This window comes from Micrococcus antarcticus, from assembly GCF_044872765.1.
GTDB lineage: Bacteria > Actinomycetota > Actinomycetes > Actinomycetales > Micrococcaceae > Micrococcus.
Window position 1 is genome coordinate 2486416 of the sequence record NZ_CP085253.1, and the last position, 22799, is coordinate 2509214.

The following is a 22799-nucleotide window of genomic DNA, read 5'->3' on the forward strand; positions in this document are numbered from 1 at the left end:
ACCCCGTGTACCTGATCCCGGTCCTGTGCGCGCTGGTGGGCGCCCTCTTCCTCGCGCTCGGCAGCGAGCGCCAGGCCGCCGGCGTGCGCGGCACGCAGCCGCCCGCCGCGGCCATCCCCTCGGGCGGCACGGTGGCCGCCCCGCCCGCCCCGGCGACGACGACGCCCACCGCCGAGCGCGCCCGCGGCGCCCTGCACGGGGCCCTGGCCATGCTGCGCTCCCCGGTCTGGCTGCTCGGCGGCGTGCTCATGCTGGCCGGCATCGCCCTCAACGTGATCGCCCTGGCCAACGCCCCGCTGAGCGTCGTGCAGCCGATCGGCGCGATCGCGGTGGCCATCACCACGGTGCTGCACGCTCGCACGGAGCGCCTGCGGATCGGTCCGCGCACGTGGGCCGCCGTCGGGGCGTGCATGGCGGGCTCCGTGGGCTTCGTGCTCGTGACCATGCAGGCCACCAAGCCGACCGCCGTGCCCACGGACGCTCAGGAGCGCGAGACGGTGCTGATCGCGTGGGTCGTGGTGGCCGCGGGAGCCGTCGCCGCCGCGTGGCTGAGCCGGCGGGCGAGCGCGATCGTCCCGATCGTGGCGGCGGGTGTGCTCTACGGCTTCGTGGCCGTGTGCGTGCGCCTCACCGCGGTGCGGATCCTCGAGGGGAGGGTCCCGTCCTGGAGCACAGTGGCCGTGCTCGCCGCCGCGGCCCTGCTGGGCGTGTACTTCGTGCAGACCGCCTACCGCTACGGCCCCCCGGACCTCGTGGTGGCGGGGCTGACCGTGGTCGACCCCATGGTCGGCGTGCTCGTGGGCGTCACCGTGCTGGACGAGCTGCGCCCCCACCTGCCCCTGTGGGTGGCCTCCGCCCTGATGGCCGCCGCCGTTGTTGCTACCGTGGGCATCATCCAGCTCTCCCGCAGCCACCCGGACGTGGTGGCCCGCCGCGAGGCACGCTGAGCCGACGCCGATCCCCGGCACCACCTGAGTCCAGAGAGGGTCACCCGTGACCGACCGCGCCCCCCGGAAGTCCGAGGACCGTCCGCTGACGGTGCTGGTCGCCGCGGACACCTACCCCCCGGACGTCAACGGGGCCGCCGTGTTCTGCTTCCGCCTCGCCCGTGCGCTGCACGCCCGCGGCCATGACGTGCACGTGATCGCGGCGCGCAACGAGTCCGGCCCGGACGCCGTCGAGCACCGCCCTGAGGCCACCGTGCACCGGCTCTCCTCCGTGAAGGCGTTCACGCACGAGTACTACCGCTTCGTGATGCCGTGGCACGCGAAGTCGGGGATGCGCCGCGTCCTCCGCGAGGTCCAGCCGGACGTGGTCCACGCGCAGTGCCACTACTTCATCGGCGAGGCCGCGATCATCGAGGCCGAGCGGCGCCGCATCCGCACCGTCTCCACCAACCACTTCATCCCGGAGAACCTCGACCCCTTCCTGCCCTTCCCCCAGTGGTTCCGGGACATCGTCTCCCGGAACTCGTGGAGGGACATGGGCCGGCTCATGGGCAAGGGTGCCGCGGTCACCACCCCCACCGCGCTCGCCGCGAAGGCCATGGCGGAGAACGCCGGCCTCCAGCGGGTCCTGCCGATCTCCAACGGCATCGACGCCGCGGCCTATGAGCTCGCCCCCGGCGAGGTCGTGGAGAAGCCGGACCACCCCGTCATCCTCTTCGTGGGCCGCCTGGCCGTGGAGAAGAACGTGGAGGTGCTCATCCGGGCCGTCGCGCACCTGGCGCGCACCCGCCCCGAGCTCGACGCGCACGCGGAGATCGTGGGCGACGGCGAGCAGCGCGACCGTCTCCGCGAGGTCATCGCCGCCGAGGGGGTGGAGGAGCGCGTGCACCTGCGCGGGCACGTGTCCGAGGAGGAGCTGCACCGGGCCTACCTGCGCGCGGACGTCTTCTGCCAGCCCGGCACCGCGGAGCTGCAGTCCCTGGTCTCCCTCGAGGCCATGAGCGCCTCCACCCCGGTGGTGCTCGCCGACGCGCTGGCCCTGCCCCACCTCGTGGACGACGGCGTCAACGGCTGGCTCTTCCCGCCCGGCGACCACGTCGCGCTCGCGGAGCGGATCGCCCGCGTGCTGGAGCTCCCGGCCGCCGAGCGCGCGGCGATGGGGGAGGCCTCCCACGCCAAGGCGGTGCGGCACTCCGCCGAGAAGAGCGTAGACCTCTTCGAGCGGCTCTACCGCGGTGCCACGGTGGCGGAGGTCCGCGCGGCCCTCTGAGGCGACGCCGGCCCCGTCCTCGCTAGGATGGGCGGGTCCCGCGCCGGTGCGCGGGCCAGGGGCGTTAGCTCAGTCGGTCAGAGCAGAGGACTCATAATCCTTCGGTCGCGGGTTCAAGTCCCGCACGCCCTACAGGACCCTCACCCGGTGAGGGAGAGGAACGCGCCGATCGCGAAGCCCACCACGGTGACCAGGCCGGCGGTCTCACCGCCCTCCTCGCGGGCCTCGGGCACCATCGTGTCGATGAGCATCACGAGCAGGGCGCCGGCGGCGAAGCCCTGCACGCCCCCCGTGAAGGAGGCGGAGGCGACATCCGCGAGGAGGCCGCCCGCGCCGGTCGCCAGGGTGCACACCAGGAACACGACGGTCCACTGCAGCAGCACGGAGCGTTTGGACTTGCCGGCCTTCAGCGAGTCCGCCGAGGCGGCGATGGACTCGGGCAGGTTGGACATGAAGACCGCGACGAGCAGGGCCATCGAGACCCCCTCGCCCATGGCCAGGCCGATGCCGAGCACCACCTGCTCGGGGATGCCGTCCAGCAGCGCGCCCACGGTGAGGGACGCGCCCGAGGACGCGCCGCCCCCGGAGTGCTTCGCCCGCCGCTCCACGTAGCCGTTGCCGAGGAAGTAGGCCAGCGCCCCGACCACGAGGCCCACGCCCACCGGCAGCGGGCCGGCCGCCTCGACTCCGGACTCGGCGAGCTCGAAGGACACGGAGGCGATGAGGGCTCCCGCGCCGAACGCGAGGATCAGGCCGATCGTTCCCCGGTGCCAGTCACGCAGGGTGGCGAGCACGGCGCCCAGCAGCAGCGACGACGCGGCCACCGCGCCCCAGAGAAGGGTGGTCATGGCCGCCAGCCTAGTCCTGGCGCCGTCCTGACCGCAGACGACGCCGGCCCCCGCCCCGGACCGTTCGGTCGCGTGGGGCGGGGGCCGGCGTCGGGCTTCCCGTGCCGCCGTTCAGGCGGCGGGGGTCAGGCTCAGTAGCGGCCCACCACAGAGAGCATGTTCGAGGACATGATGTTCATGTCCGTGATGACGAGGTCGGCGGTGGGGTTCAGCGCGTGGGCGATCTTGCCGTCGCCGATGTACATGGCCACGTGATAGATGCGGCCGGTGGACTGGTTGGCCCAGAACACGAGGTCGCCGGGCTGGGCGTTGGCACGCGAGACCTTGGTGGGGGCGTTCACGTACTGGTCGTGGCTGGTGCGGGCCACAGTGATGCCGGACTGGGCCATGGCCTGCTTCACGAGGCCCGAGCAGTCGTAGCCGTAGGGGCCGTTGCCGCCCCAGGCGTAGTACGTGGAGGAGCTGCGGACCTTGGCGACCATGAAGTCGATCGCGGCCTGCTTGGAGGAGGACTGGCGCACCGGCTTCGGGGCCGGGGCGGGGGCCGGAACGGTGGTGGAGGTGCGCTCGACGGCGGTGGAGGTCTTCAGGACCATGCCCGGGTGCAGCATGGTCGAGGTCGTCATGCCGTTCAGGGAGGTCAGTGCGGACATGCTCATGCCGACGCGCTGGGAGATGACCCACCAGCCGTCGCCGGCGCGCACGGTGTAGGTGCCGCCCGAGGTCGGGGCCGGGGCCGCGGTGGTGGTGCCGGTGAGGCGCAGCACGTCGCCCGGGTAGATGATCGAGGACCCGGAGAGGCCGTTGAGGCTCATCAGCTCCGAGAGGGCCACGCCGTTGGCGGCGGCGATGCGCCACAGGGTGTCGCCAGAACGCACGGTGTAGGTGGACTCGGCGGCCTGCGCGGAGGGCGCCGCGGCGACGGTGCCGACGCCGGCGAGGGTGCCGGCGCTCAGGGCGAGGGCGAAGGAGGCCGCGGCGACGCGGTGATGCCGGCGGATGGCGGGGGTGATCTCAGTCATGGCGCTACTTCCCATTCGTGACCAGCGTCCTTCGGGCGGGGCGCCACGTGGTGCCCGGGTGTAGCCGGACCGCTGGTGCGAGTGATGAACAGTGATGGAGAGACCGGGACGCAGGGTGCGAAAGGAAGCCCGGAGTGGATCGCAACCGATCCGTGATCAAAGATACCGGATCGTTATCGAAACGCAATATGAACGCCGGGGAACATCCAGGGGCAATCCACGAAATCCTGCGCTGACGAGGCCTTGCGCGCCTCGCGAGTGTGCCGCAGGACACGTTCTCCACATCGTCGCTCCGGCCTCGTCTCGCCCGTCCACCGCCGGGGGCGCGGCAGCCCTCTCGCGGGCGCGGCGCTCGGTGCCGAGGGCTGACGTCGACGCGCTCGTGGCCGGCCTCACCCTCACGGGGGTCTCGGCCTCCGGTGGGCCGGGCGCGCTAGCGTGGAGCGGTGACCGCCCCTCGCCCCCTGCGCCTCCTCCTGGACGCGCGCTACACGCGCACCGACTTCCACGACGGCATCTCCCGCTACGGCGCGAGCCTCATCGAGGCCGTCCACCGGATCACGACGACGTCGGGGGACGCTGACGGCGAAGGCGTCCGGACGGCCATGCTCATCGCCGACGAGCGCCAGCTGGCCCTGCTCCCCGCGGGCGTCCCGTGGCACCGGGTCTCCGGCCCCGTCTCCGTCCGGGAGCCGTTCGTGGCCCGGCAGGTCCGGGCGCTCGAGCCGGACGTGGTGTTCTCGCCCATGCAGACGATGGGCTCGTGGGGGCGGGACTACGGCCTGATCCTCACGCTGCACGACCTCATCTACTACGAGCACCCCACCCCGCCGGGGCGCCTCCCCGAGCCGATCCGCTGGCTCTGGCGGGCCTACCACCTCAGCTACGCGCCGCAGCGGCTCCTGCTGGACCGGGGCGACGCCGTGGCAACGGTCTCGCAGACCACCGCGGAGCTGATCGCCCGCCACCGCCTCACCCGCCGGCCCGTGCACGTGATCGGCAACGCGCCGCCGGGCGTCGCGACGCCGCGGGATCCGGACGCCGCCCCGGAGCGGCTCTTGGTCTACATGGGCTCCTTCATGGACTACAAGGACGTGGAGTCCCTGCTGGACGCCGCCCCCGCGCTGCCGGGCTACGAGCTGCACCTGCTGTCCCCGATCCCGCCGCAGCGACGGGCCGAGCTGGAGGCCCGGCTGGCCGGACGGCGCGCCGCCGTCGGGGAGTCCGGCGCCCGGGTCCTCTTCCACGGCGGTGCCTCCGAGGCGGAGTACGCGGACCTGCTGCGGCGGGCCACGGCCCTCGTCACGCTCTCCCGGGCCGAGGGGTTCGGCCTGCCCGTCGCCGAGGCCATGGCCCACGGCACCCCCGTGATCTGCTCGGACCTGCCGATCTTCCAGGAGGTCGCGGGGGCCGGCACGCCGGCGTACCGCGGCGTGCCGCTGGACGGCGACCGCGCCGCCGCCCTCGTGGCGCGGGTGCGCGAGCTCGAAGACCCGGCGGAGTTCGCGCGGGCCTCCCGCGCGAGCGCCGCCCAGGCGGCCCGGTTCAGCTGGGACCGCTCGGCGCGGGCCCTGCTGCGGCTGGCACGCCGGGTGGCCGAGGACCGTGCTGCGGCCACAGGACGGAGGGACCGCTCCAGCCGATGAGCCAGAGCGGATCCACGTAGCGGTCGAAGAGGGCCCCTCCCACGCGCCACCCGTCCTCGCGGCGCACGCCCCAGTGGACGCACGGCACGAGGCAGTGCGCGCCCAGCGGGTCGGCTGTCCCCACCACCTCTCCCGCGGAGACGCGCGCGCCCACCGGGACCAGAGCGGTGACGGGCTCGAACGAGCTCACGAGACCGTCGTCGTGGGCGATCGTGAGCACGGGACGGTCCACCACGCCGCCGGCGAACCGCACCGTTCCGTCCGCGGGGGAGCGGACGGCCCCTGAGCCCGTCGCCAGGTCCACGCCGCGGTGCCCGCGCCCCCACGGCTGGAGGGGCGCGGCGAAGGCCCGGCGGACGTCCTGCGGTCCCGCCCCGGCCACGGGCGCGTGCCACCCGGGCCGCGCCTCGCCCGCGGCGAGCAGCCCGTGCGGCGCGGCGGCGGGATCCGCGGAGGGATCGCCCGTGAGGGGCACGGAGACGGACGTGACGAGCAGGGTGGCCAGGAGGGTGGCGAGCACCGCGAGGGCCCGCGGGCCGCGGAGGGGGCGGGGGAGCGGAGGGGATGATCCGGCCATGCGGACAGCCTGCCCGGGGCGCGCCCCGCCCGGTTCGATCGGGCCCGGGATGGGGGACGGAGCGGGGCTCTCCGCGCGCTGTGCAGGAGCGGGCCGGCCGCGTCCGGCCGACCCCGGGTGCGGTAGGATTGGCCCCAGCGGTGTCCTGCGCCGGCGTCTCGCCGTGCGTTCGGGCACCGACTACGCGCATCAGGGTGGGCCCGCTCCGGCGAGCCCAGCCCCCACGTTCGGTCCCCCGCCTCCGCCGCCACGGCGTCGTCGGGGGTGCACGCGGGGCCCGGCAGCCGCCGTCCTGATGCCAGGGGTCGCACGTGCCGTGCGGCCGACAACCGTCAAGAACCGACCGGCAGACCGCCCGCGCGCGAAGCGCGGGGTGCCACGGCTGCCACAGAAGGGAAACGTCATGCCCGTCGTGACCATGCGCCAGCTCCTCGACTCCGGTGTCCATTTCGGCCACCAGACCCGCCGCTGGAACCCCAAGATGAAGCGCTTCATCCTCACCGAGCGCAACGGCATCTACGTGATCGACCTGCAGCAGTCGCTGTCCTACATCGATCGCGCCTACGAGTTCGTCAAGGAGACGGTGGCCCACGGCGGCACCATCCTCTTCGTCGGCACCAAGAAGCAGGCCCAGGAGGCCATCGCCGACCAGGCCGGCCGCGTGGGCATGCCCTACGTGAACCACCGCTGGCTGGGCGGCATGCTCACCAACTACTCCACGGTCTCCAAGCGCGTGCAGCGCATGAAGGAGCTCGAGGAGATCGACTTCGAGGACGTCGCCGGCTCCGGCCACACCAAGAAGGAGCTCCTGCTCCTGAACCGCGAGCTGCAGAAGCTGCAGGCCAACCTCGGCGGCATCCGCAACATGGCGAAGACCCCCTCCGCCGTGTGGATCGTGGACACCAAGAAGGAGCACCTCGCCGTCGACGAGGCGCAGAAGCTCAACATCCCCGTGGTGGCGATCCTCGACACCAACTGCGATCCGGACGAGGTCACCTACCCGATCCCGGGCAACGACGACGCGATCCGCTCCGTCAACCTGCTCACCCGCGTGGTGGCCGACGCCGTGGCCGAGGGCCTGATGGCCCGCCAGGGCGGCGGCAAGTCCGGTCAGTCCGCCGCCGAGCCGATGGCCGAGTGGGAGCGCGAGCTGCTCGAGCAGCACAACGCCGAGCAGGCCGTGAAGACCGCGGCTCCCGCCGCCGAGCAGGCCGCCCCGCAGGCCCAGGAGCAGGCCCCCGCGGCCGCCGCTCCGGCCGCCGGCGAGGCCGTGGCGCCGGGCGCCACCGAGGCGCCGGCCCTCGAGGTGCCCCAGGCCGAGGAGACCGTGGCTGAGACCGAGGCCCCGGCCCAGGCCGAGTGACCCCGTCCGGGTGAGGGGTGGCCCGGTGCCCATCGGCACCGGGCCGCCCACCCCGGATCCCATCCCCAGCACATCCCGCACCACCCCACCACGGGAAGGACCGAACGAGCATGGCGAACTACACCGCTGCTGACATCAAGGCCCTGCGCGAGCGCACCGGCGCCGGCATGATGGACGTCAAGAAGGCCCTCGACGAGGCCAACGGCGACGCCGAGAAGGCCACCGAGATCATCCGCGTGAAGGGCCTCAAGGGCGCCACCAAGCGCGAGGGCCGCTCCGCGGCCGAGGGCCTCGTGGCCGCCACCGTCGAGAACGGCGTGGGCGTCATGATCGAGCTCAACTGCGAGACCGACTTCGTGGCCAAGGCCGAGAAGTTCATCACCCTGGGCGACGTGGTGCTGCGCGCCGCCGTCGCCTCCGGCGCCACCGACGTCGAGGGCCTGCTGGCCTCCGACCACGAGGGCCGCACCCTGGGCGACTACGTCATCGAGGAGGGCGCCCTGCTGGGCGAGAAGGTCGTCGTGCGCCGTCTGGCCCGCGTCGAGGGCTCCTTCGTGGACGCCTACCTCCACAAGACCTCCAAGGACCTGCCGGCGCAGGTGGGCGTGCTGCTCGCCGTCGACGCCGACTCCGCGGAGGCCAAGACGGCCGCGCACGACATCGCCGTGCACACCGCCGCCTACTCGCCCACGTACCTCTCCCGCGAGGACGTCCCGGCCGAGACCGTGGAGAACGAGCGTCGCATCGCCGACGAGTCCGCGCGCGCCGAGGGCAAGCCGGAGCAGGCTCTCCCGAAGATCGTGGAGGGCCGCCTGACCGGCTTCTTCAAGGAGATCGTGCTCGTGGACCAGCCCTTCGCGAAGGACCCGAAGACCACCGTCGGCAAGGTGGCCTCCGAGGCCGGCACCGCCGTCACCGGCTTCGCCCGCTTCCGCGTCGGCGCCTGATCCGCGCCGCCCGCGCCGGGCGGAGCACTCGAGACGAGCCGCGTCCCCACCTCATCGGTGGGGGCGCGGCTCGTCCCGTGTCCGACGCCGTCTCCGGGTGCCGGTCCGGGGGTGGGGCCCACGACGCCGGCCGGTAGACTCGCGCACGATGCCCGCCCCGCGCCTCCGCGCGGCCGGCGGCCCCTCGTCCCCCAGTCATGCCAGGAGATCCCCATGGAGTCCAACCGCGCCCCCGCAGCCCCCCGCACGGCCGAGACCGCGCAGCAGAACGCCGACGAGACGGGCCGGCGCCGCGTCCTGCTCAAGCTCTCGGGCGAGGTGTTCGGGGGCGGGAGCGTCGGCGTGGACCCCGTGACCGTCAGCGGGATCGCCGAGCAGATCGCCGCCGCGGCCGACCGGGTGGAGATCGCCATCGTCGTCGGCGGCGGCAACTTCTTCCGCGGCGCCGAGCTCTCCGAGAGCGGCATGGACCGCCGGCGCGCCGACTACATGGGCATGCTCGGCACCGTGATGAACTGCCTGGCCCTGCAGGACTTCCTCCTCCAGGCCGGCGTGTCCACGCGCGTGCAGTCCGCCATCCACATGGAGCAGGTGGCCGAGTCCTACATCCCGCTGCGCGCCATCCGCCACATGCAGAAGGGCCGCGTCGTGATCTTCGGCGCCGGCACCGGCCTGCCCTACTTCTCCACCGACACCGTGGCCGCACAGCGGGCGCTCGAGGTGGGCGCGGACGAGGTGCTGATGGCCAAGTCCGGCGTGGACGGCGTGTACACCGCGGACCCCAAGAAGGACCCCACGGCCCGGCGCCTGGAGCACCTGACGTACGACGAGGCGCTGCTGAACAACATCCGCGTGATGGACCTGACCGCCATGACCATGTGCAAGGACAACGACCTGAGCATGCGCGTGTTCGGCATGGAGGGCCCGGGCAACGTGACCCGCGCGCTGCTCGGCGAGCCGATCGGCACCACCGTCACCCCGTGAGCCCCGCCGCGTAGGATGGCACCAGACCCGAACCGCACCACCGAGGAGAGACCGTGATCCAGGAGACCCTGCAGTCCGCGCAAGAGCAGATGGACCGCACCATCGAGGCCACGCGCGAGGACTTCGCCGCCGTGCGCACCGGCCGCGCCAACCCCGGGCTGTACTCCAAGGTGATGGTGGACTACTACGGCTCCTACACCCCGCTGCAGCAGCTCGCGTCCTTCACCACCACGGACGCCCGCACGCTGCTCATCACGCCCTTCGACTCCAGCGCCCTGCGCAACATCGAGAAGGCGCTGTCCGAGTCGGAGATCGGCGCCAACCCGTCCAACGACGGCAAGGTCATCCGCGTGGTCATGCCGGAGCTGACCGAGGAGCGCCGCAAGGAGTACGTGAAGCTCGTGAAGTCGAAGGCGGAGGAGCACAAGGTCTCCATCCGCAACGCCCGCCGCAAGGCCAAGGAGGCCATGGACAAGGCGGTCAAGGACGGAGAGATCGGCGAGGACGAGGGCACGCGCGGCGAGAAGGACCTGGACGCGCTGACCAAGAAGCACGTCGACCTCGTGGACGAGATGTCGAAGAAGAAGGAAGCCGAGCTGCTCGAGGTCTGATCCTCGCGCTCCGGCGTCCCGCCTCGATGACACCCGCCCCCATCACCGCGCCCCCGCGCGGCGGCCGCGACCTCAAGTCCGCCGTCGTCGTGGGGGTCGGCCTGTTGGCCGTCGCCCTGGTGGGCCTCGTGTGGCTGCCGTGGGTGCTGGTGACGCTCCTCGTGGCGCTGCTCCTGGGCGGGGTCTCCGAGGTGGCGGCCGCCGTGCGGGGGATCGGGATGGACGTCCCACGTCCGCCGCTGTGGATCGCCGCGGCGGCCCTGCCGCTGGCCACGTGGTGGGGCGGCGTCCCCGCCCTGTTCCTGGCGTTGCTCGCCTCACTCCTGGCCGTGTGCCTCTGGACGGCGGCCACGCGGCGTCGGCCCACGGGGCAGTTCATCCTCGCCGGCGTGTTCGTGGTGCTGTGGGCCCCCTTCCTGCTGTCCTTCGGCGTGGCGCTGTTCGCCCAGCCGCACGGGCGCATGATGGTGCTGTGCCTGCTCCTCATGGTGGTCTGCAATGACACGTTCGGCTACGCCGTGGGCTACCGCTTCGGCCGCACGCCGATCGCCCCGCGCATCAGCCCCAAGAAGTCGTGGGAGGGCCTCGGCGGCTCCCTGGCCGGCTCCGTGCTGGTGGGCGTCGTGGCGGTGCCGCTGCTGGTGGGCCAGCCCTGGTGGGTGGGCGCGCTGCTGGGCGTGCTCACCGTGGCGGCCGCCACGTGCGGCGACTTCTCCGAGTCCATGGTCAAGCGCGAGCTCGGCATCAAGGACATGTCCTCGATGCTCCCGGGCCACGGCGGGATCATGGACCGACTCGACTCCCTGGTCTTCGCGGCGCCCGTGGCCTACACGGTCATGGCGCTGCCGTTCACCTGATCCCCTTCCCCCCGCCGCCCCGCACCGCGGGGCTCCGACCCACCCCGCAGGAGACGCCATGACCCCCCGCCCCCCGAAGGACGCCGTTCCCTCCGCCGACCACGTCTTCCAGACCGTCGAGTCGGACGAGATCGGCTACGAGCCCACCCACGTGGACGCGTTCATGGAGCGCGCCCGCGAGGCCGCCGAGGGACGCGGCGAGCTCACCCCCGAGCAGGTGCGCCAGGCTCGCTTCGCCACCGTGGACGGCGGCTACGCCACCGACGAGGTGGACGACGCCCTGGACCGCCTCGAGGAGGCCCTCACCGCCGCTGAGCGGGACGCCGTCGTGCGCGAGCACGGCGACGGGGAGTGGGACGCCGCGCTCGAGGAGAGCACCCGCGAGCTCCTGGACCGCGCGGACCGCGCACCCGCCGAGCGCTTCCGCCGCCCCACCCGCGAGGACGCCCCCGCCTACGCCGTCGACGACGTCGACGCCCTCCTCGACCGACTCCGCGCGACCCTCGGGAGCACGGATCGCGTCACCGGTGAGCGCGGCGACGCCGCGGACCGTCCGCTGACCGCCGACGACGTCCGCCGGTCGTCCTTCGCCGAGGCCGAGGGCCGCGACGGCTACGACGAGGCGCAGGTGGACGTCTACCTGGACGCCGCCGTCGACGTGCTGCTGCGCCGCGGCTGACCCGCCCGGCGTCCAGGACCGCCTCGCCCGGCGCGGGGCGGTCCCGGGCGTCGATTGCAAATCGCGTCCACCATGTGACTACAATCACATTTCAGACGCGCCCTGACGCCGCCCACCCCCGCCGCGCAGGACGCCTCCACCCTCGCCCCTCACCTGGGGCGACGTATGGAAGGCTGAGCTCATGACCCTGGTGCACCCCACCCCCGTGGAGCACGGCTCCACCGATCCCGCCGCCGGCCACACCCCCCTCGAGGACGGGCACGCGTCCGCGGGCGCGACGCTGCAGGTGCTCGACGCCGAGGGGACCCGCGTCCCCTCGCCGGAGCTCGATCCGTGGCTGGAGGACGTGGACGCCGCCGTCCTCGCGGACCTCTTCCGCAGCATGACCGTGGTGCGCCGGCTGGACACGGAGGCCACCCACCTGCAGCGCCAGGGTGAACTCGCCCTGTGGCCCCCGCTGCTGGGCCAGGAGGCGTCCCAGGTGGGCTCGGCCGCCGCCCTGCGCGCGGACGACTTCGTCTTCCCCTCGTATCGCGAGAACGGCGTGGCCCTGCTGCGCGGCGTCCCCGCCCTGGACCTGCTGCGCGTGTGGCGGGGATCCACGTTCTCCGGCTGGGATCCCAAGGCCACCGGCATGGCCACCCAGCAGATCATCATCGGCGCCCAGGCGCTGCACGCCGTCGGCTACGCGATGGGGGTCCAGCGCGACCAGGCCGACGCCGCCACGATCGTCTACTTCGGCGACGGCGCCACGAGCCAGGGCGACGTGAACGAGGCCATGGTCTTCAGCGCGACCTACCAGTCGCCCGTCGTGTTCTTCTGCCAGAACAACCACTGGGCCATCTCCGAGCCCGTGGGGCTGCAGGCCCGTCGGAACATCGCGGACCGCCCGTGGGGCTTCGGCATCCCCGCCCTGCGCGTGGACGGCAACGACGTCCTCGCGGTGCTGGCGGCCACGCGCCAGGCTGTGGCCCGCGCGGCCGAGGGCGGCGGCCCCACCTTCATCGAGGCGGTCACCTACCGCATGGGCCCGCACACCACCGCGGACGACCCCACGCGCTACCAGGACCCCGAGGTGCTCGAGGCCTGGCGCGCCCGCGACCCCCTGGCGCGTGTCGAGGCGCACCTGGCCTCGCTCGGCGAGGACGTGGACGCGATCCGCGCCGAGGCCCAGGCGGCCGCCGACGAGCTGGCCGCGGAGGTCCGCCGCGCGCTCGAGGGACTCGTGGAGGACGGGCCGGACACGATGTTCTCGGAGGTGTACGCGGAGCCGCACCAGGAGCTGGAGCGCCAGCACCGGGACCACGGGCTGTTCCTGGCCCAGTTCGACGACGAGGAGGCAGGCGCATGAGCGAGCGCATGACGTTCGGCCGCGCGATCAACCGCGGCCTCCACCGGGCCCTGGCGGAGGACCCCAAGGTCCTGCTCATGGGCGAGGACATCGGCGCGCTCGGCGGTGTCTTCCGGATCACGGACGGGCTCCAGGAGGAGTTCGGCAGGGACCGCGTGCTGGACACCCCGCTCGCCGAGTCCGGGATCGTCGGCACGGCCGTGGGCCTGGCGATGCGCGGCTACCGGCCCGTCGTCGAGATCCAGTTCGACGGCTTCGTGTACCCGGCCTTCGACCAGATCGTGGCGAACCTGGCCAAGCTGCGGGCCCGTACCCGGGGCGCCGTGCCCATGCCGGTGACCGTCCGCATCCCCTTCGGCGGCGGCATCGGCTCGCCCGAGCACCACTCCGAGTCGCCCGAGGCGTACTTCCTGCACACCGCGGGCCTGCGCGTGGTCTCCCCGTCCTCTCCGCAGGACGGCTACGACATGATCCGCGGCGCCATCGCCTCGGACGACCCGGTCATCTACCTCGAGCCCAAGCGCCGCTACCACGACAAGGGCGAGGTGGACGTGGACGCCGCCGTCCCGCCGCTGAGCCCCGCGCGCATCCTGCGCCCCGGCTCCGACGTCACGCTCGTCTCGTACGGACCGCTCGTGAAGACGGCCCTGCAGGCCGCCGAGGTGGCCGCCGAGGAGGGCGTGGACGTGGAGGTCGTGGACCTGCGCAGCCTCTCGCCGATCGACACGGGCCTGGTGGAGTCCTCGGTGCGCCGCACCGGCCGGCTCGTGGTGGCCCACGAGGCCTCCCGCACGGGCGGTCTGGGCGCGGAGCTCGTGGCCACCGTGGCCGAGCGCGCGTTCCACTGGCTCGAGGCTCCGCCGGTGCGCGTCACCGGCATGGACGTCCCGTACCCGCCGGCCAAGCTCGAGCACCTGCACCTGCCGGACCTCGACCGCATCCTCGACGGCGTGGACCGCGCGACGGGCCGGCCCAACTCGCTGGACTCCGTGGACGCGTTCGCCGCCCCGCAGACCGCAGAGCAGTTCCTCGCCGCGCACGCCGCCGGCGCCGACGGGGAGGAGACCCGATGAGCCAGAAGACGTTCCGCCTGCCCGACCTGGGCGAGGGCCTGACCGAGTCCGACATCGCCATGTGGCGCGTCGCCGTCGGCGACGCGGTCACCGTCAATCAGACCCTCGCCGAGGTCGAGACGGCCAAGGCTGTCGTCGAGGTCTCGAGCCCCTTCGCCGGCGTCGTGGCCCAGCTGCACGCCGAGGAGGGCGCCACCGTCGAGGTGGGCGCCCCGCTCGTCACCTTCACGGTGGAGGGCGCCGGGGATGATCCCGCAGGTTCCGACGGCGACGGCGGCCGGGTGCCCACGCTCGTGGGCTACGGCGCCGCGCCCGACGCCGGCAAGCCGGGTCGGCGCGCCCGCCGCGATGCGGGTCCGTCCACAGCGGTCGAGTCGGCCCCCGTCGCCGGCCCCGAGGAGGCCCCCGACGCCCCGGGCGAGGCGCCGGCGCTCGCCGCGGACACGGAGCCCATCGCCCCGGCCGTCGAGCGCGGCACGGGGGAGCGCCCCCGGTGCACCCCGCCGGTGCGCCTGTTCGCCAAGCGCAGCGGGGTCGACCTGACGTCCCTGACCGGCTCGGGGGCCGGCGGGGTGATCACCCGCGAGGACGTCGAGGCGTTCCTGCGGGCCGCCCAGCCTGCGGCCGCCGAGCCCGCGGCCGCGTCGTCCGCGCCGTCGGCCGCTGGCGATGCGACCGGCTCCGTGCGCACCCTGGGCGGGCGTCCGCGCGAGGTGGACGTCCCCGTCAAGGGCGTGCGCAAGGCGACCGCGGCGGCCATGGTGCAGTCGGCGTTCACCGCGCCGCACGTCACCGAGTTCCTCCAGGTGGACGTGACCGAGACCCTCGAGCTGCTGGCCGAACTCAAGGCCGACCGCGCGTTCCGCGACGTCAAGCTCACCCCCATGACGCTCACCGCCCGGGCCTGCCTGCTGGCCATGGAGCGCACCCCGGACGTCAACGCGCGCTGGGACGAGGCGCGCGGCGTGATCGTGCAGCAGAACGCCGTGAACCTCGGCTTCGCCGCCGCGACGCCCCGCGGGCTCATGGTGCCCAACGTCAAGGACGCCCAGGCCATGGACCTCAGGGCCCTGGGCCAGGCGATCGCCGGGCTGACGTCGACGGCGCGCGAGGGCGCGCTGGGTCCGGCCGAGCTGACGGGCGGCACGTTCACCATCACCAACGTCGGCGTGTTCGGCGTGGACACCGGCACCCCCATCATCAACCCGGGGGAGGCGGCCATCCTGTGCCTCGGCGCCGTGCGCCGCATGCCGTGGGAGCACCGCGGGGAGATCGCGCTGCGCGACGTCGTCACGCTCTCGCTCTCCTTCGACCACCGCCTCGTGGACGGCGAGCAGGGCTCGCGCTTCCTCGCCGACGTCGGTGCGATGCTGCGCCGGCCCGGGATGACCCTGGCGATGGTCTGACGCTCAGGCGTGGGCCGCGACGGCGGCCCATGCCATCGCGATCAGGGTCGCCCGACGCGCGGCCCGGTCCGCGGGCGTGCGGCGCACGGAGCGCGGCGTCGAGTTGAGCAGCCCGAGGACCGCCTGGGCCCGGAAGACCGCCGCGGCGGCGTCGTCGTCGGGGTGCAGCGCGGTGAGCTGCCGCGCCCACACGTCGATGTAGGCGCGCTGCGTGGCCGTGACCTCGGCGCGCTCGGCGGCGGGCAGCGCCCGCAGGTCCCGGTCCTGCACGCGGATCACGTCCCGGTTCTCCAGGGCGAAGTCGGCGTGGAAGGCGATGAGCGCGCGCAGCACGGGCTCGCCCGGGGCCTGCGTGCCCTCCGTGGCGAGCGCGCCCGCCAGGAGGTCGCGGCTGGCCGTCTCCAGGATCTCCCGGAGCACGGCCGCCTTGTTCGCGAAGTGCCGGTAGACGGCGGGCCCGCTGATCCCGCATGCCGCGCCGATGTCCTCGAGGCGCACCGCGTCGAACCCGCTCGCCGCGAACAGTCGGGCGGCCGCGGCCAACAGGTCCGCCCGGCGCCGAGCCTTCGCGGCCAGACGGGCCGTGGGGGCGGGTGTGTCGGCGCGGGGCGGGGCCGCGCCCGGGGTCTCGGCGGAGGGTGCTGCGGAGGGCATGCCTGCCACTCTAGGGCGGGCCCGACGGGGCCGTGACGGCGTTTGCGCCCGTGATCCTGATCACTACACTGGGAGCAGGTTCAGTTAGTGATCATTCACTGGAAGGGGTCTCATGACCGCCGGTCCCACCGCGGAGGCATCCGCCGCGCCCGCCAGCGCCGCCGAGCGCCACGCCGCCGGCCATGCCCGCCTCGAGGCGGAGCTCGCCGAGCTCGTCGCCCGCACCGCGCTCGGCGGCTCCGAGTCCGCCCGCGCGCGGCACACCGGCCGCGGCAAGCTCCTGGTGCGGGACCGCATCGACGCGCTCCTCGACGAGGGCTCGCCGTTCCTCGAGATCGCCACGCTCGCCGCGCACGGCGTGTACGGCGAGGACAGCCCGGCCGCCGCCGGCGTCGTGGCGGGCATCGGCCTGGTCCACGGCCGCGCCGTGATGGTGGTGGGCAACGACGCCACCGTGAAGGGCGGCACCTACTACCCGCTGACCGTGAAGAAGCACCTGCGTGCCCAGGAGATCGCCCTCGAGAACCACCTGTCCTGCCTCTACCTCGTGGACTCGGGCGGCGCGTTCCTGCCGAAGCAGGACGAGGTGTTCCCGGACCGGGAGCACTTCGGCCGGATCTTCCGCAACCAGGCACTGCTCTCCTCGCGCCGGATCCCGCAGCTCGCGGCCGTGTGCGGCTCCTCCACCGCGGGCGGCGCGTACGTGCCCGCCATGTGCGACGAGACCGTGATCGTCCGCGAGCAGGGCACCATCTTCCTCGGAGGCCCGCCCCTCGTGAAGGCCGCGATCGGCGAGGACGTCACCCCCGAGGACCTCGGCGGCGGGCGCCTGCACGCCGAGCGCTCGGGCGTGGCGGACCACCTGGCCGACGACGACGTCCACGCCATGCAGCTGCTGCGGGACATCGTGGCCACCCTGCCCGCGCCGGCCCGCCCCGCGTGGGAGGTGCACCCCTCCCTCGAGCCCGCGAAGGACCCGGGGGAGCTGACCTCCGTGGTGCCGGTGGACGTCAACGCCCCGTACGACGTGCACGAGGTGATCGACCGCCTCGTGGACGCCGACTCGGTGCACGAGTTCAAGCCGCTCTACGGCACCACACTCGTCACCGCCTTCGCTCGCATCGACGGCCACCCCGTGGGCATCCTGGCCAACAACGGCATCCTCTTCGGCGACTCGGCCCGCAAGGGCGCGCACTTCATCGAGCTGTGCGACCAGCGCGGCATCCCGCTGCTGTTCCTCCAGAACATCTCCGGCTTCATGGTGGGCCGGGACGCGGAGGCCGGCGGCATCGCCCGCGACGGCGCGAAGATGGTCACCGCCGTCGCCACGTGTCGCGTGCCCAAGCTGACCGTCGTGATCGGCGGCTCGTTCGGCGCCGGCAACTACGCGATGTGCGGCCGCGCCTACTCCCCGCGGTTCCTCTGGATGTGGCCCAACGCCCGCATCTCCGTGATGGGCGGGCCGCAGGCCTCCGCCGTGCTGACCCAGGTCAAGCAGGACCAGCGCGCCGCGAAGGGGGAGGAGCCGATGACCGCCGAGGAGGTCGAGGCCTTCCAGGCCCCCGTGCGGCAGCAGTACGACGAGCAGGGCAGCCCCCTCTACTCCACGGCCCGCCTGTGGGACGACGGCATCATCACCCCCGGCCAGACCCGCCGCGTGCTCGCCATGGCCCTCGACGTCATCTCCCGAGCCCCCCTGCCGGACGCCCGCTTCGGCCTCTTCCGGATGTGAGCCTGACCATGACCCAGACCCCCGCCGAGGGCCCCGCCCTCTTCGACACCGTCCTCGTGGCCAACCGCGGCGAGATCGCCGTGCGCGTGATCCGCACCCTGCGCCGCCTCGGCATCCGCTCCGTGGCGGTGTTCTCCGACGCCGACGCCGGCGCCCGCCACGTGCGCGAGGCGGACCTCGCCGTCCGCCTCGGCCCGGCCCCCGCCCGCGAGTCCTACCTGGACGTGGACGCGGTGGTGGCGGCCGCCGTCCGAACCGGGGCGCAGGCCGTGCACCCCGGCTACGGGTTCCTCTCCGAGAACGCGGACTTCGCCCGGGCGCTCGAGGCGGCCGGCGTCGTCTTCGTGGGCCCGCCCGTGGCGTCGCTGGACGCGATGGCGGACAAGATCCGCGCCAAGGAGACCGTCTCGGCGCGGGACGTGCCGGTGGTGCCGGGCATCGCCGACCCCACGCTCACCGACGATCAGATCGTGGCCGAGGCGCAGCGAGTCGGCTTCCCGCTGCTGATCAAGCCCTCCGCGGGCGGCGGCGGCAAGGGGATGGTGGCCGTGCACGCCGCGGACGAGCTGCCGGCCGCGCTGGCCTCCGCCCGCCGCACCGCGCGCTCCGCGTTCGGGAACGACACCCTCCTGCTCGAGCGGCTCATCACCGCCCCGCGGCACATCGAGGTGCAGGTCTTCGCGGACACCCACGGGCGCACCGTGCACCTGGGGGAGCGGGAGTGCTCCCTGCAGCGCCGCCACCAGAAGGTGATCGAGGAGGCGCCCGCGCCCCTGCTCACCGGCCTGGCGCACGGCGCCGAGCTGCGCGCCCGTCTCGGCAGGGCCGCCGTGGACGCCGCAGAGTCCGTGGGCTACGTGGGGGCCGGCACCGTGGAGTTCCTCGTCTCGGACGAGGACCCGGACGAGTTCTTCTTCATGGAGATGAACACCCGTCTGCAGGTGGAGCACCCCGTGTCCGAGGAGGTCGTGCGGGTGCGCGGCGAGCGCGTGGACTTCGTGGAGCTGCAGCTGTGGATCGCCGCCGGACAGGACCTGGGCTTCGGCCAGGAGGACGTCACCCTGGAGGGGGCGGCCGCCGAGGCCCGCGTCTACGCCGAGGACCCCGCGCACGGGTTCCTCCCCGCCGCCGGGCCCGTGCTGCTGTGGGAGCCGCCGCGGGGGGAGGGGGTCCGCGTGGACACCCTGCTCTTCCCGCCGGACTCCGAGGACGACGCCCCCGGCCGGTCCGAGGGCCCGGACCAGCCCGAGGTCACCGGTCACTACGACCCCTTGATCGCCAAGGTGATCGCCTCCGGCGCGGACCGCCCCCAGGCACTGGACCGCCTCGAGGCGGCGCTCGCGGAGTCGGTGCTGTTCGGGGTCACGAGCAACCTGGCGTGGCTGCGGGACCTCGTGGCGCGCGACGACGTCCGGGCCGGCCGCCTGAGGACCTCCCTGATCGACGAGGCACCGGCATGGGAGGCCCCCGCCCCCCGCGCGGAGGTCTGGGACGCGGCCGGCGCCGCCTTCGCCCCGGAGGCCCTCACCTCCGCGCTGACGGTCCAGGGGATCGACGAGGCGACCCTGGCCGCGTCCGGTCTGCGGGTGCAGCCGGCCGGCGCCTGGCACCGCCAGGACGCCTGGCGCGCCGCGGGCGCCCCCGCCCCCGCGCTGCCTCTGCGCTGGGAGGACCTCTCCGTGCTGTGGCGCGGGCGCGGGTCGGTGGCCCCGGAGGACGGGCCGTCCGCGCAGGACGGGGCGGGGCCCGGGCACGCGGGCGGTCGATCCCTGCGCCACCCCGCGGACCCGGACGCCGCGTGGGTCCACTCCGGCGGGCACACCTGGCGAATCGAGCGGCTGGGCCGCGCCGAGCGCGTGGCGGCGTCGCGCGCCGCGGCCGCCGCGCGTCGTGCCCCCGCCGGCGGCGGTTCCCCGGAGGCCCGGGCTCCCATGCCGGGCACCGTCGTCGCGGTGTCCGTGTCCACCGGCGAGCACGTCGAGGCCGGCGCCGAGCTGGCCGTCCTCGAGGCCATGAAGATGGAGCACCCCGTCACCGCGGGCGTCGCCGGCGTCGTCACCGTCCACGTCCGTCCCGGCGAGTCCGTGCCCGCGCGCGGGCTGGTTGCCACCGTCACCCCTCACACCCCCGACACCGCCGATGTGCCCACCACCTCTGGAGAGTCCGCATGAGCACCAAGCACCGCACCCTGCCCGCCCTCGAGGAGGACTACCAGGTCCTCTCCGACACCGTCCGCGAGTTCGCGGACGAGGTCGTGGCCCCCGTCTCCGCCGAGCTCGACGCCCGGCACGAGTTCCCGTACGAGATCGTGAAGCAGATGGGCGAGATGGGCCTGTTCGGCCTGCCCTTCCCCGAGGAGTTCGGCGGCATGGGCGGCGACTACTTCGCCCTCGCCCTCGCGCTCGAGCAGCTCGGCCGCGTCAACCAGTCGGTGGCCATCACCCTCGAGGCGGGCGTCTCCCTCGGCGCGATGCCGCTGCTGAAGTTCGGCACCCAGGAGCAGAAGGAGCGCTGGCTGCCCAGCCTCGTGGCGGGCGAGAACCTGGCCGGCTTCGGCCTCACCGAGCCCGGCGCGGGCTCCGACGCCGGCGGCACCCAAACCACGGCGGTGCTCGAGGACGGCACGTGGCGCATCAACGGCGCCAAGGAGTTCATCACCAACTCCGGCACGGACATCACGAGCCTCGTCACCGTCACCGCGGTGACCGGCACGGTGGAGGGCAAGACCGGCCCCGACGGCCGCCCCGCGAAGGAGATCTCCACGATCCTCGTGCCCGCCGGCACCGAGGGCTTCACCGTGGCCAAGCCGTACGACAAGGTCGGCTGGAACTCCTCCGACACCCACGCCCTGCACTTCACCGACGTGCGCGTCCCCGAGGAGAACCTGCTCGGCACCCGCGGCCGCGGCTTCGCGAACTTCCTCGAGATCCTCGACGAGGGCCGCATCGCCATCGCCGCGCTCGCCACGGGTGTGGCCCAGGGCTGCGTCGACGAGTCGGTCGCCTACGCGAAGCAGCGCACCTCGTTCGGCCAGAGGATCGGCACGTTCCAGGCCGTCTCCTTCAAGATCGCCCGCATGCAGGCCCGCGCCCACGCCGCGCGCCTGGCCTACTACGAGGCGGCGCAGAAGATGCTGGCCGGCAAGCCGTTCAAGACCGAGGCCGCCATGGCGAAGATGATCGCCGGCGAGGCGGCCATGGACAACGCCCGCGACGCCACCCAGGTGTTCGGCGGCTACGGCTTCATGAACGACACCCTCGTGGCCCGCCACTACCGCGACTCCAAGATCCTCGAGGTCGGCGAGGGCACCACCGAGGTGCAGCTCATGCTGATCGCGCGCGACCTGGGGCTGTGACGGTGGCGGAGACCCCCGAGCCGGGCGCGGAGAACACAGGGCCCGAGGTCATCGAGCAGCGCGGGCGCTACGCGGACGAGCTCGCGGTGGGCCAGGTGTACCTGCACCGGCCCGGCCGCACGCTCACGGAGGCGGACAACGTCCTCTTCACCACGCTGACGATGAACCCGCAGGCGCTGCACCTGGACCACGCATACGCGGCCGCGCAGCCCTTCGGGAAGCCGCTCGTGAACTCCATGCTCACGCTGTCCACGCTTGTGGGCCTCGCCGTCGGGCAGACGACGCAGGGCACGCTCGTGGCGCAGCTCGGGCTGGGGGAGATCGCCTTCCCGCACCCCGTGTTCCACGGGGACACCCTCTACGGGCGCTCGGAGGTCACCGCGGTCCGGGAGTCCTCCTCGCGACCGGGCCAGCGCATCGTCACCTTCCAGATGACGGGGGAGAACCAGCACGGGGACGTCGTCGTGCGGGCCCAGCGCACCTGCCTCATGTGGACGGCGTCGGCCCACGCCGAGGCGAAGGCGAAGCAGGGCTCCATGGAGACCCGGGCATGAGCGCCCCCACGGCGGCCGGGCCCCTGGCCCTCGGCCCGGCCGTGATGTTCACGCCGGCGGACCGACCCGAGCGCTTCGCCAAGGCCCTCGACCGCGCCGACGCGGTGATCCTCGACCTCGAGGACGCCGTCACGCCGGCCTCCCGCCCGGCCGCCCGCGACGCCGTGCGAGCTGCCTGGGAAGGCCGGGCCACGGGCGGCACGGACGGCGGACCGCTCGCCGCGGACCGCGTCGTCGTGCGCGTGAACCCGGCGGGCACGCCGGACCACGCCGCGGACCTGGCGATGCTCGCGGAGACCGGGTGGCGCACGCTCATGCTCGCCAAGGCGGAGTCCGCCGCGCAGGTGGACGGCCTCGTGGCGGCGCTGGGGGAGGACGTGCGCGTCGTGGCCCTGTGCGAGACCGCGGCGGGCATCCTCGCCGCGCCCGCCCTCGCGGCGCACCCCCACGTGGGCGCGCTGATGTGGGGCGCGGAGGACCTCGTGGCGTCCATGGGCGGCACGTCCTCGCGCACGGCCGACGGCGCCTACCGCCCCGTCGTCCGGCACGCACGAGCGACCGTGCTGCTCGCCGCCGCCGCCCACGGCACGGCGGCGTGGGACGCGGTGTTCCTCGACCTGCAGGATCACGCGGGCCTCGCCGCGGAGGCCGAGGACGCCGTCGCGCTCGGGTGCGCGGCCACCGTGTGCCTCCACCCGGCGCAGGCCCCCGTGGTGCGTGAGGCCTACGCCCCGAGCGAGGAGGCGGTGGCCCGGGCCCGACGCGTGCTCGCGGCGGCCGAGGGGGCGCACGGCGCCTTCGAGCTGGACGGCACCATGGTGGACGAGGTGGTGCTCGCCCAGGCCCGGCTGACCCTCGGGCGGGTGCCGGCGGGGGACTGAACGGCTGTATACAGGAAGGGCGCCGCGGGAGGCATTCCGCGG

The 22799-nt window shown here is 73.9% G+C and carries 21 protein-coding genes and 1 tRNA gene; 18 read left to right on the forward strand and 4 right to left on the reverse strand.

The features are described 5' to 3' along the window. Window positions 1-5: 5 nt before the first annotated feature. From LG274_RS11590 to LG274_RS11600, 3 genes are all read left to right on the forward strand, one after another. Window positions 6-947 carry a DMT family transporter gene (locus LG274_RS11590; protein ID WP_404464599.1) on the forward strand — a complete coding sequence of 314 codons (942 nt, stop codon included), beginning with the start codon at window positions 6-8 and terminating at the stop codon, window positions 945-947. A gap of 46 nt (window positions 948-993) precedes the next feature. Next, entirely contained in the window at window positions 994-2217 is a 1224-nt protein-coding gene (locus LG274_RS11595) for a glycosyltransferase (RefSeq protein WP_404464601.1), read from the forward strand. Between the two features lie 58 nt (window positions 2218-2275). Continuing rightward, window positions 2276-2349: transfer RNA gene (locus tag LG274_RS11600), tRNA-Ile, on the forward strand. Between the two features lie 8 nt (window positions 2350-2357). Here LG274_RS11600 and LG274_RS11605 read toward each other — a convergent pair. Both LG274_RS11605 and LG274_RS11610 read right to left on the reverse strand, forming a co-directional pair. After that, complete coding sequence (locus tag LG274_RS11605) at window positions 2358-3065, reverse strand: ZIP family metal transporter (RefSeq protein WP_298984885.1); 708 nt, start codon at window positions 3063-3065, stop codon at window positions 2358-2360. Window positions 3066-3196: 131 nt separating this feature from the next. Further along, complete coding sequence (locus LG274_RS11610; protein ID WP_404464603.1) at window positions 3197-4087, reverse strand: LysM peptidoglycan-binding domain-containing protein; 891 nt, start codon at window positions 4085-4087, stop codon at window positions 3197-3199. A 446-nt stretch (window positions 4088-4533) separates the two neighbouring features. On the opposite strand from LG274_RS11610, the gene LG274_RS11615 reads away from it, so the two are divergent. Then, window positions 4534-5733: a glycosyltransferase gene (locus LG274_RS11615; protein ID WP_298984882.1), complete on the forward strand. Its 1200-nt coding sequence runs from the start codon at window positions 4534-4536 to the stop codon at window positions 5731-5733. On the opposite strand, the gene LG274_RS11620 is transcribed toward LG274_RS11615, so the two are convergent. Further along, entirely contained in the window at window positions 5633-6310 is a 678-nt protein-coding gene (locus LG274_RS11620; protein ID WP_404464606.1) for a murein hydrolase activator EnvC family protein, read from the reverse strand. The genes LG274_RS11615 and LG274_RS11620 overlap by 101 nt on opposite strands. Before the next feature lie 403 nt (window positions 6311-6713). On the opposite strand from LG274_RS11620, the gene rpsB reads away from it, so the two are divergent. The 9 genes from rpsB (at window position 6714) to LG274_RS11665 (ending at window position 15581) form a co-directional block, all read left to right on the forward strand. Beyond that, window positions 6714-7673 (forward strand): 30S ribosomal protein S2, encoded by a 960-nt coding sequence (gene rpsB / locus LG274_RS11625; protein WP_298714630.1) that lies wholly within the window; start codon window positions 6714-6716, stop codon window positions 7671-7673. A gap of 110 nt (window positions 7674-7783) precedes the next feature. Further along, window positions 7784-8620 carry a translation elongation factor Ts gene (gene tsf, locus LG274_RS11630; RefSeq protein WP_298984877.1) on the forward strand — a complete coding sequence of 279 codons (837 nt, stop codon included), beginning with the start codon at window positions 7784-7786 and terminating at the stop codon, window positions 8618-8620. 213 nt (window positions 8621-8833) lie between these two features. After that, window positions 8834-9604, forward strand: a complete 771-nt coding sequence (gene pyrH, locus LG274_RS11635; RefSeq protein ID WP_248115289.1) for a UMP kinase — start codon at window positions 8834-8836, stop codon at window positions 9602-9604. Window positions 9605-9657: 53 nt separating this feature from the next. Beyond that, complete coding sequence (gene frr, locus LG274_RS11640; RefSeq protein WP_298714634.1) at window positions 9658-10215, forward strand: ribosome recycling factor; 558 nt, start codon at window positions 9658-9660, stop codon at window positions 10213-10215. Between the two features lie 26 nt (window positions 10216-10241). Beyond that, window positions 10242-11072 (forward strand): phosphatidate cytidylyltransferase, encoded by an 831-nt coding sequence (locus LG274_RS11645; RefSeq protein WP_404464610.1) that lies wholly within the window; start codon window positions 10242-10244, stop codon window positions 11070-11072. Between the two features lie 58 nt (window positions 11073-11130). Next, the gene (locus tag LG274_RS11650; protein WP_404464612.1) at window positions 11131-11751 is read left to right on the forward strand and encodes a DivIVA domain-containing protein; all 621 of its coding nucleotides are present in this window, start codon (window positions 11131-11133) and stop codon (window positions 11749-11751) included. Between the two features lie 181 nt (window positions 11752-11932). Next, a complete protein-coding gene (locus tag LG274_RS11655; RefSeq protein WP_404464614.1) occupies window positions 11933-13102 on the forward strand; it encodes a thiamine pyrophosphate-dependent enzyme in 1170 nt (389 codons plus the stop codon). After that, a complete protein-coding gene (locus tag LG274_RS11660) occupies window positions 13099-14175 on the forward strand; it encodes an alpha-ketoacid dehydrogenase subunit beta (RefSeq protein ID WP_404464616.1) in 1077 nt (358 codons plus the stop codon). The genes LG274_RS11655 and LG274_RS11660 overlap by 4 nt, the downstream gene beginning before the upstream one ends. Further along, window positions 14172-15581: a dihydrolipoamide acetyltransferase family protein gene (locus LG274_RS11665; protein WP_404464618.1), complete on the forward strand. Its 1410-nt coding sequence runs from the start codon at window positions 14172-14174 to the stop codon at window positions 15579-15581. The genes LG274_RS11660 and LG274_RS11665 overlap by 4 nt, the downstream gene beginning before the upstream one ends. Before the next feature lie 3 nt (window positions 15582-15584). On the opposite strand, the gene LG274_RS11670 is transcribed toward LG274_RS11665, so the two are convergent. Then, window positions 15585-16235, reverse strand: a complete 651-nt coding sequence (locus LG274_RS11670; protein WP_404464620.1) for a TetR/AcrR family transcriptional regulator — start codon at window positions 16233-16235, stop codon at window positions 15585-15587. A 112-nt stretch (window positions 16236-16347) separates the two neighbouring features. Here LG274_RS11670 and LG274_RS11675 point away from each other — a divergent pair, with 112 nt between their 5' ends. From LG274_RS11675 to LG274_RS11695, 5 genes are read left to right on the forward strand one after another with little or no spacing between them, the layout of a single operon-like run. Further along, on the forward strand, window positions 16348-17967 hold the full coding sequence (locus LG274_RS11675) for a carboxyl transferase domain-containing protein (protein ID WP_404464623.1): 1620 nt from the start codon (window positions 16348-16350) through the stop codon (window positions 17965-17967). 8 nt (window positions 17968-17975) lie between these two features. Continuing rightward, complete coding sequence (locus LG274_RS11680) at window positions 17976-20138, forward strand: acetyl/propionyl/methylcrotonyl-CoA carboxylase subunit alpha (RefSeq protein ID WP_404464625.1); 2163 nt, start codon at window positions 17976-17978, stop codon at window positions 20136-20138. After that, on the forward strand, window positions 20135-21322 hold the full coding sequence (locus LG274_RS11685; RefSeq protein WP_404464627.1) for an acyl-CoA dehydrogenase family protein: 1188 nt from the start codon (window positions 20135-20137) through the stop codon (window positions 21320-21322). Before LG274_RS11680 ends, LG274_RS11685 begins: the two co-directional genes overlap by 4 nt. Further along, window positions 21319-21876 (forward strand): MaoC family dehydratase, encoded by a 558-nt coding sequence (locus tag LG274_RS11690; RefSeq protein WP_404464629.1) that lies wholly within the window; start codon window positions 21319-21321, stop codon window positions 21874-21876. Before LG274_RS11685 ends, LG274_RS11690 begins: the two co-directional genes overlap by 4 nt. Further along, window positions 21873-22757 (forward strand): CoA ester lyase, encoded by an 885-nt coding sequence (locus LG274_RS11695; protein WP_319074686.1) that lies wholly within the window; start codon window positions 21873-21875, stop codon window positions 22755-22757. The genes LG274_RS11690 and LG274_RS11695 overlap by 4 nt, the downstream gene beginning before the upstream one ends. Window positions 22758-22799: the final 42 nt, after the last annotated feature.

What these genes read in the sequence shown, in the direction of transcription:
- LG274_RS11605 (WP_298984885.1), bottom strand. Translation starts at nt 3,065, where the DNA reads ATGACCACCCTTCTCTGGGGCGCGGTGGCCGCGTCGTCGCTGCTGCTG.
- LG274_RS11610 (WP_404464603.1), bottom strand. Translation starts at nt 4,087, where the DNA reads ATGACTGAGATCACCCCCGCCATCCGCCGGCATCACCGCGTCGCCGCG.
- LG274_RS11620 (WP_404464606.1), bottom strand. Translation starts at nt 6,310, where the DNA reads ATGGCCGGATCATCCCCTCCGCTCCCCCGCCCCCTCCGCGGCCCGCGG.
- rpsB (WP_298714630.1), top strand. Translation starts at nt 6,714, where the DNA reads ATGCCCGTCGTGACCATGCGCCAGCTCCTCGACTCCGGTGTCCATTTC.
- tsf (WP_298984877.1), top strand. Translation starts at nt 7,784, where the DNA reads ATGGCGAACTACACCGCTGCTGACATCAAGGCCCTGCGCGAGCGCACC.
- pyrH (WP_248115289.1), top strand. Translation starts at nt 8,834, where the DNA reads ATGGAGTCCAACCGCGCCCCCGCAGCCCCCCGCACGGCCGAGACCGCG.
- LG274_RS11645 (WP_404464610.1), top strand. Translation starts at nt 10,242, where the DNA reads ATGACACCCGCCCCCATCACCGCGCCCCCGCGCGGCGGCCGCGACCTC.
- LG274_RS11650 (WP_404464612.1), top strand. Translation starts at nt 11,131, where the DNA reads ATGACCCCCCGCCCCCCGAAGGACGCCGTTCCCTCCGCCGACCACGTC.
- LG274_RS11655 (WP_404464614.1), top strand. Translation starts at nt 11,933, where the DNA reads ATGACCCTGGTGCACCCCACCCCCGTGGAGCACGGCTCCACCGATCCC.
- LG274_RS11660 (WP_404464616.1), top strand. Translation starts at nt 13,099, where the DNA reads ATGAGCGAGCGCATGACGTTCGGCCGCGCGATCAACCGCGGCCTCCAC.
- LG274_RS11665 (WP_404464618.1), top strand. Translation starts at nt 14,172, where the DNA reads ATGAGCCAGAAGACGTTCCGCCTGCCCGACCTGGGCGAGGGCCTGACC.
- LG274_RS11670 (WP_404464620.1), bottom strand. Translation starts at nt 16,235, where the DNA reads ATGCCCTCCGCAGCACCCTCCGCCGAGACCCCGGGCGCGGCCCCGCCC.
- LG274_RS11675 (WP_404464623.1), top strand. Translation starts at nt 16,348, where the DNA reads ATGACCGCCGGTCCCACCGCGGAGGCATCCGCCGCGCCCGCCAGCGCC.
- LG274_RS11680 (WP_404464625.1), top strand. Translation starts at nt 17,976, where the DNA reads ATGACCCAGACCCCCGCCGAGGGCCCCGCCCTCTTCGACACCGTCCTC.
- LG274_RS11685 (WP_404464627.1), top strand. Translation starts at nt 20,135, where the DNA reads ATGAGCACCAAGCACCGCACCCTGCCCGCCCTCGAGGAGGACTACCAG.
- LG274_RS11695 (WP_319074686.1), top strand. Translation starts at nt 21,873, where the DNA reads ATGAGCGCCCCCACGGCGGCCGGGCCCCTGGCCCTCGGCCCGGCCGTG.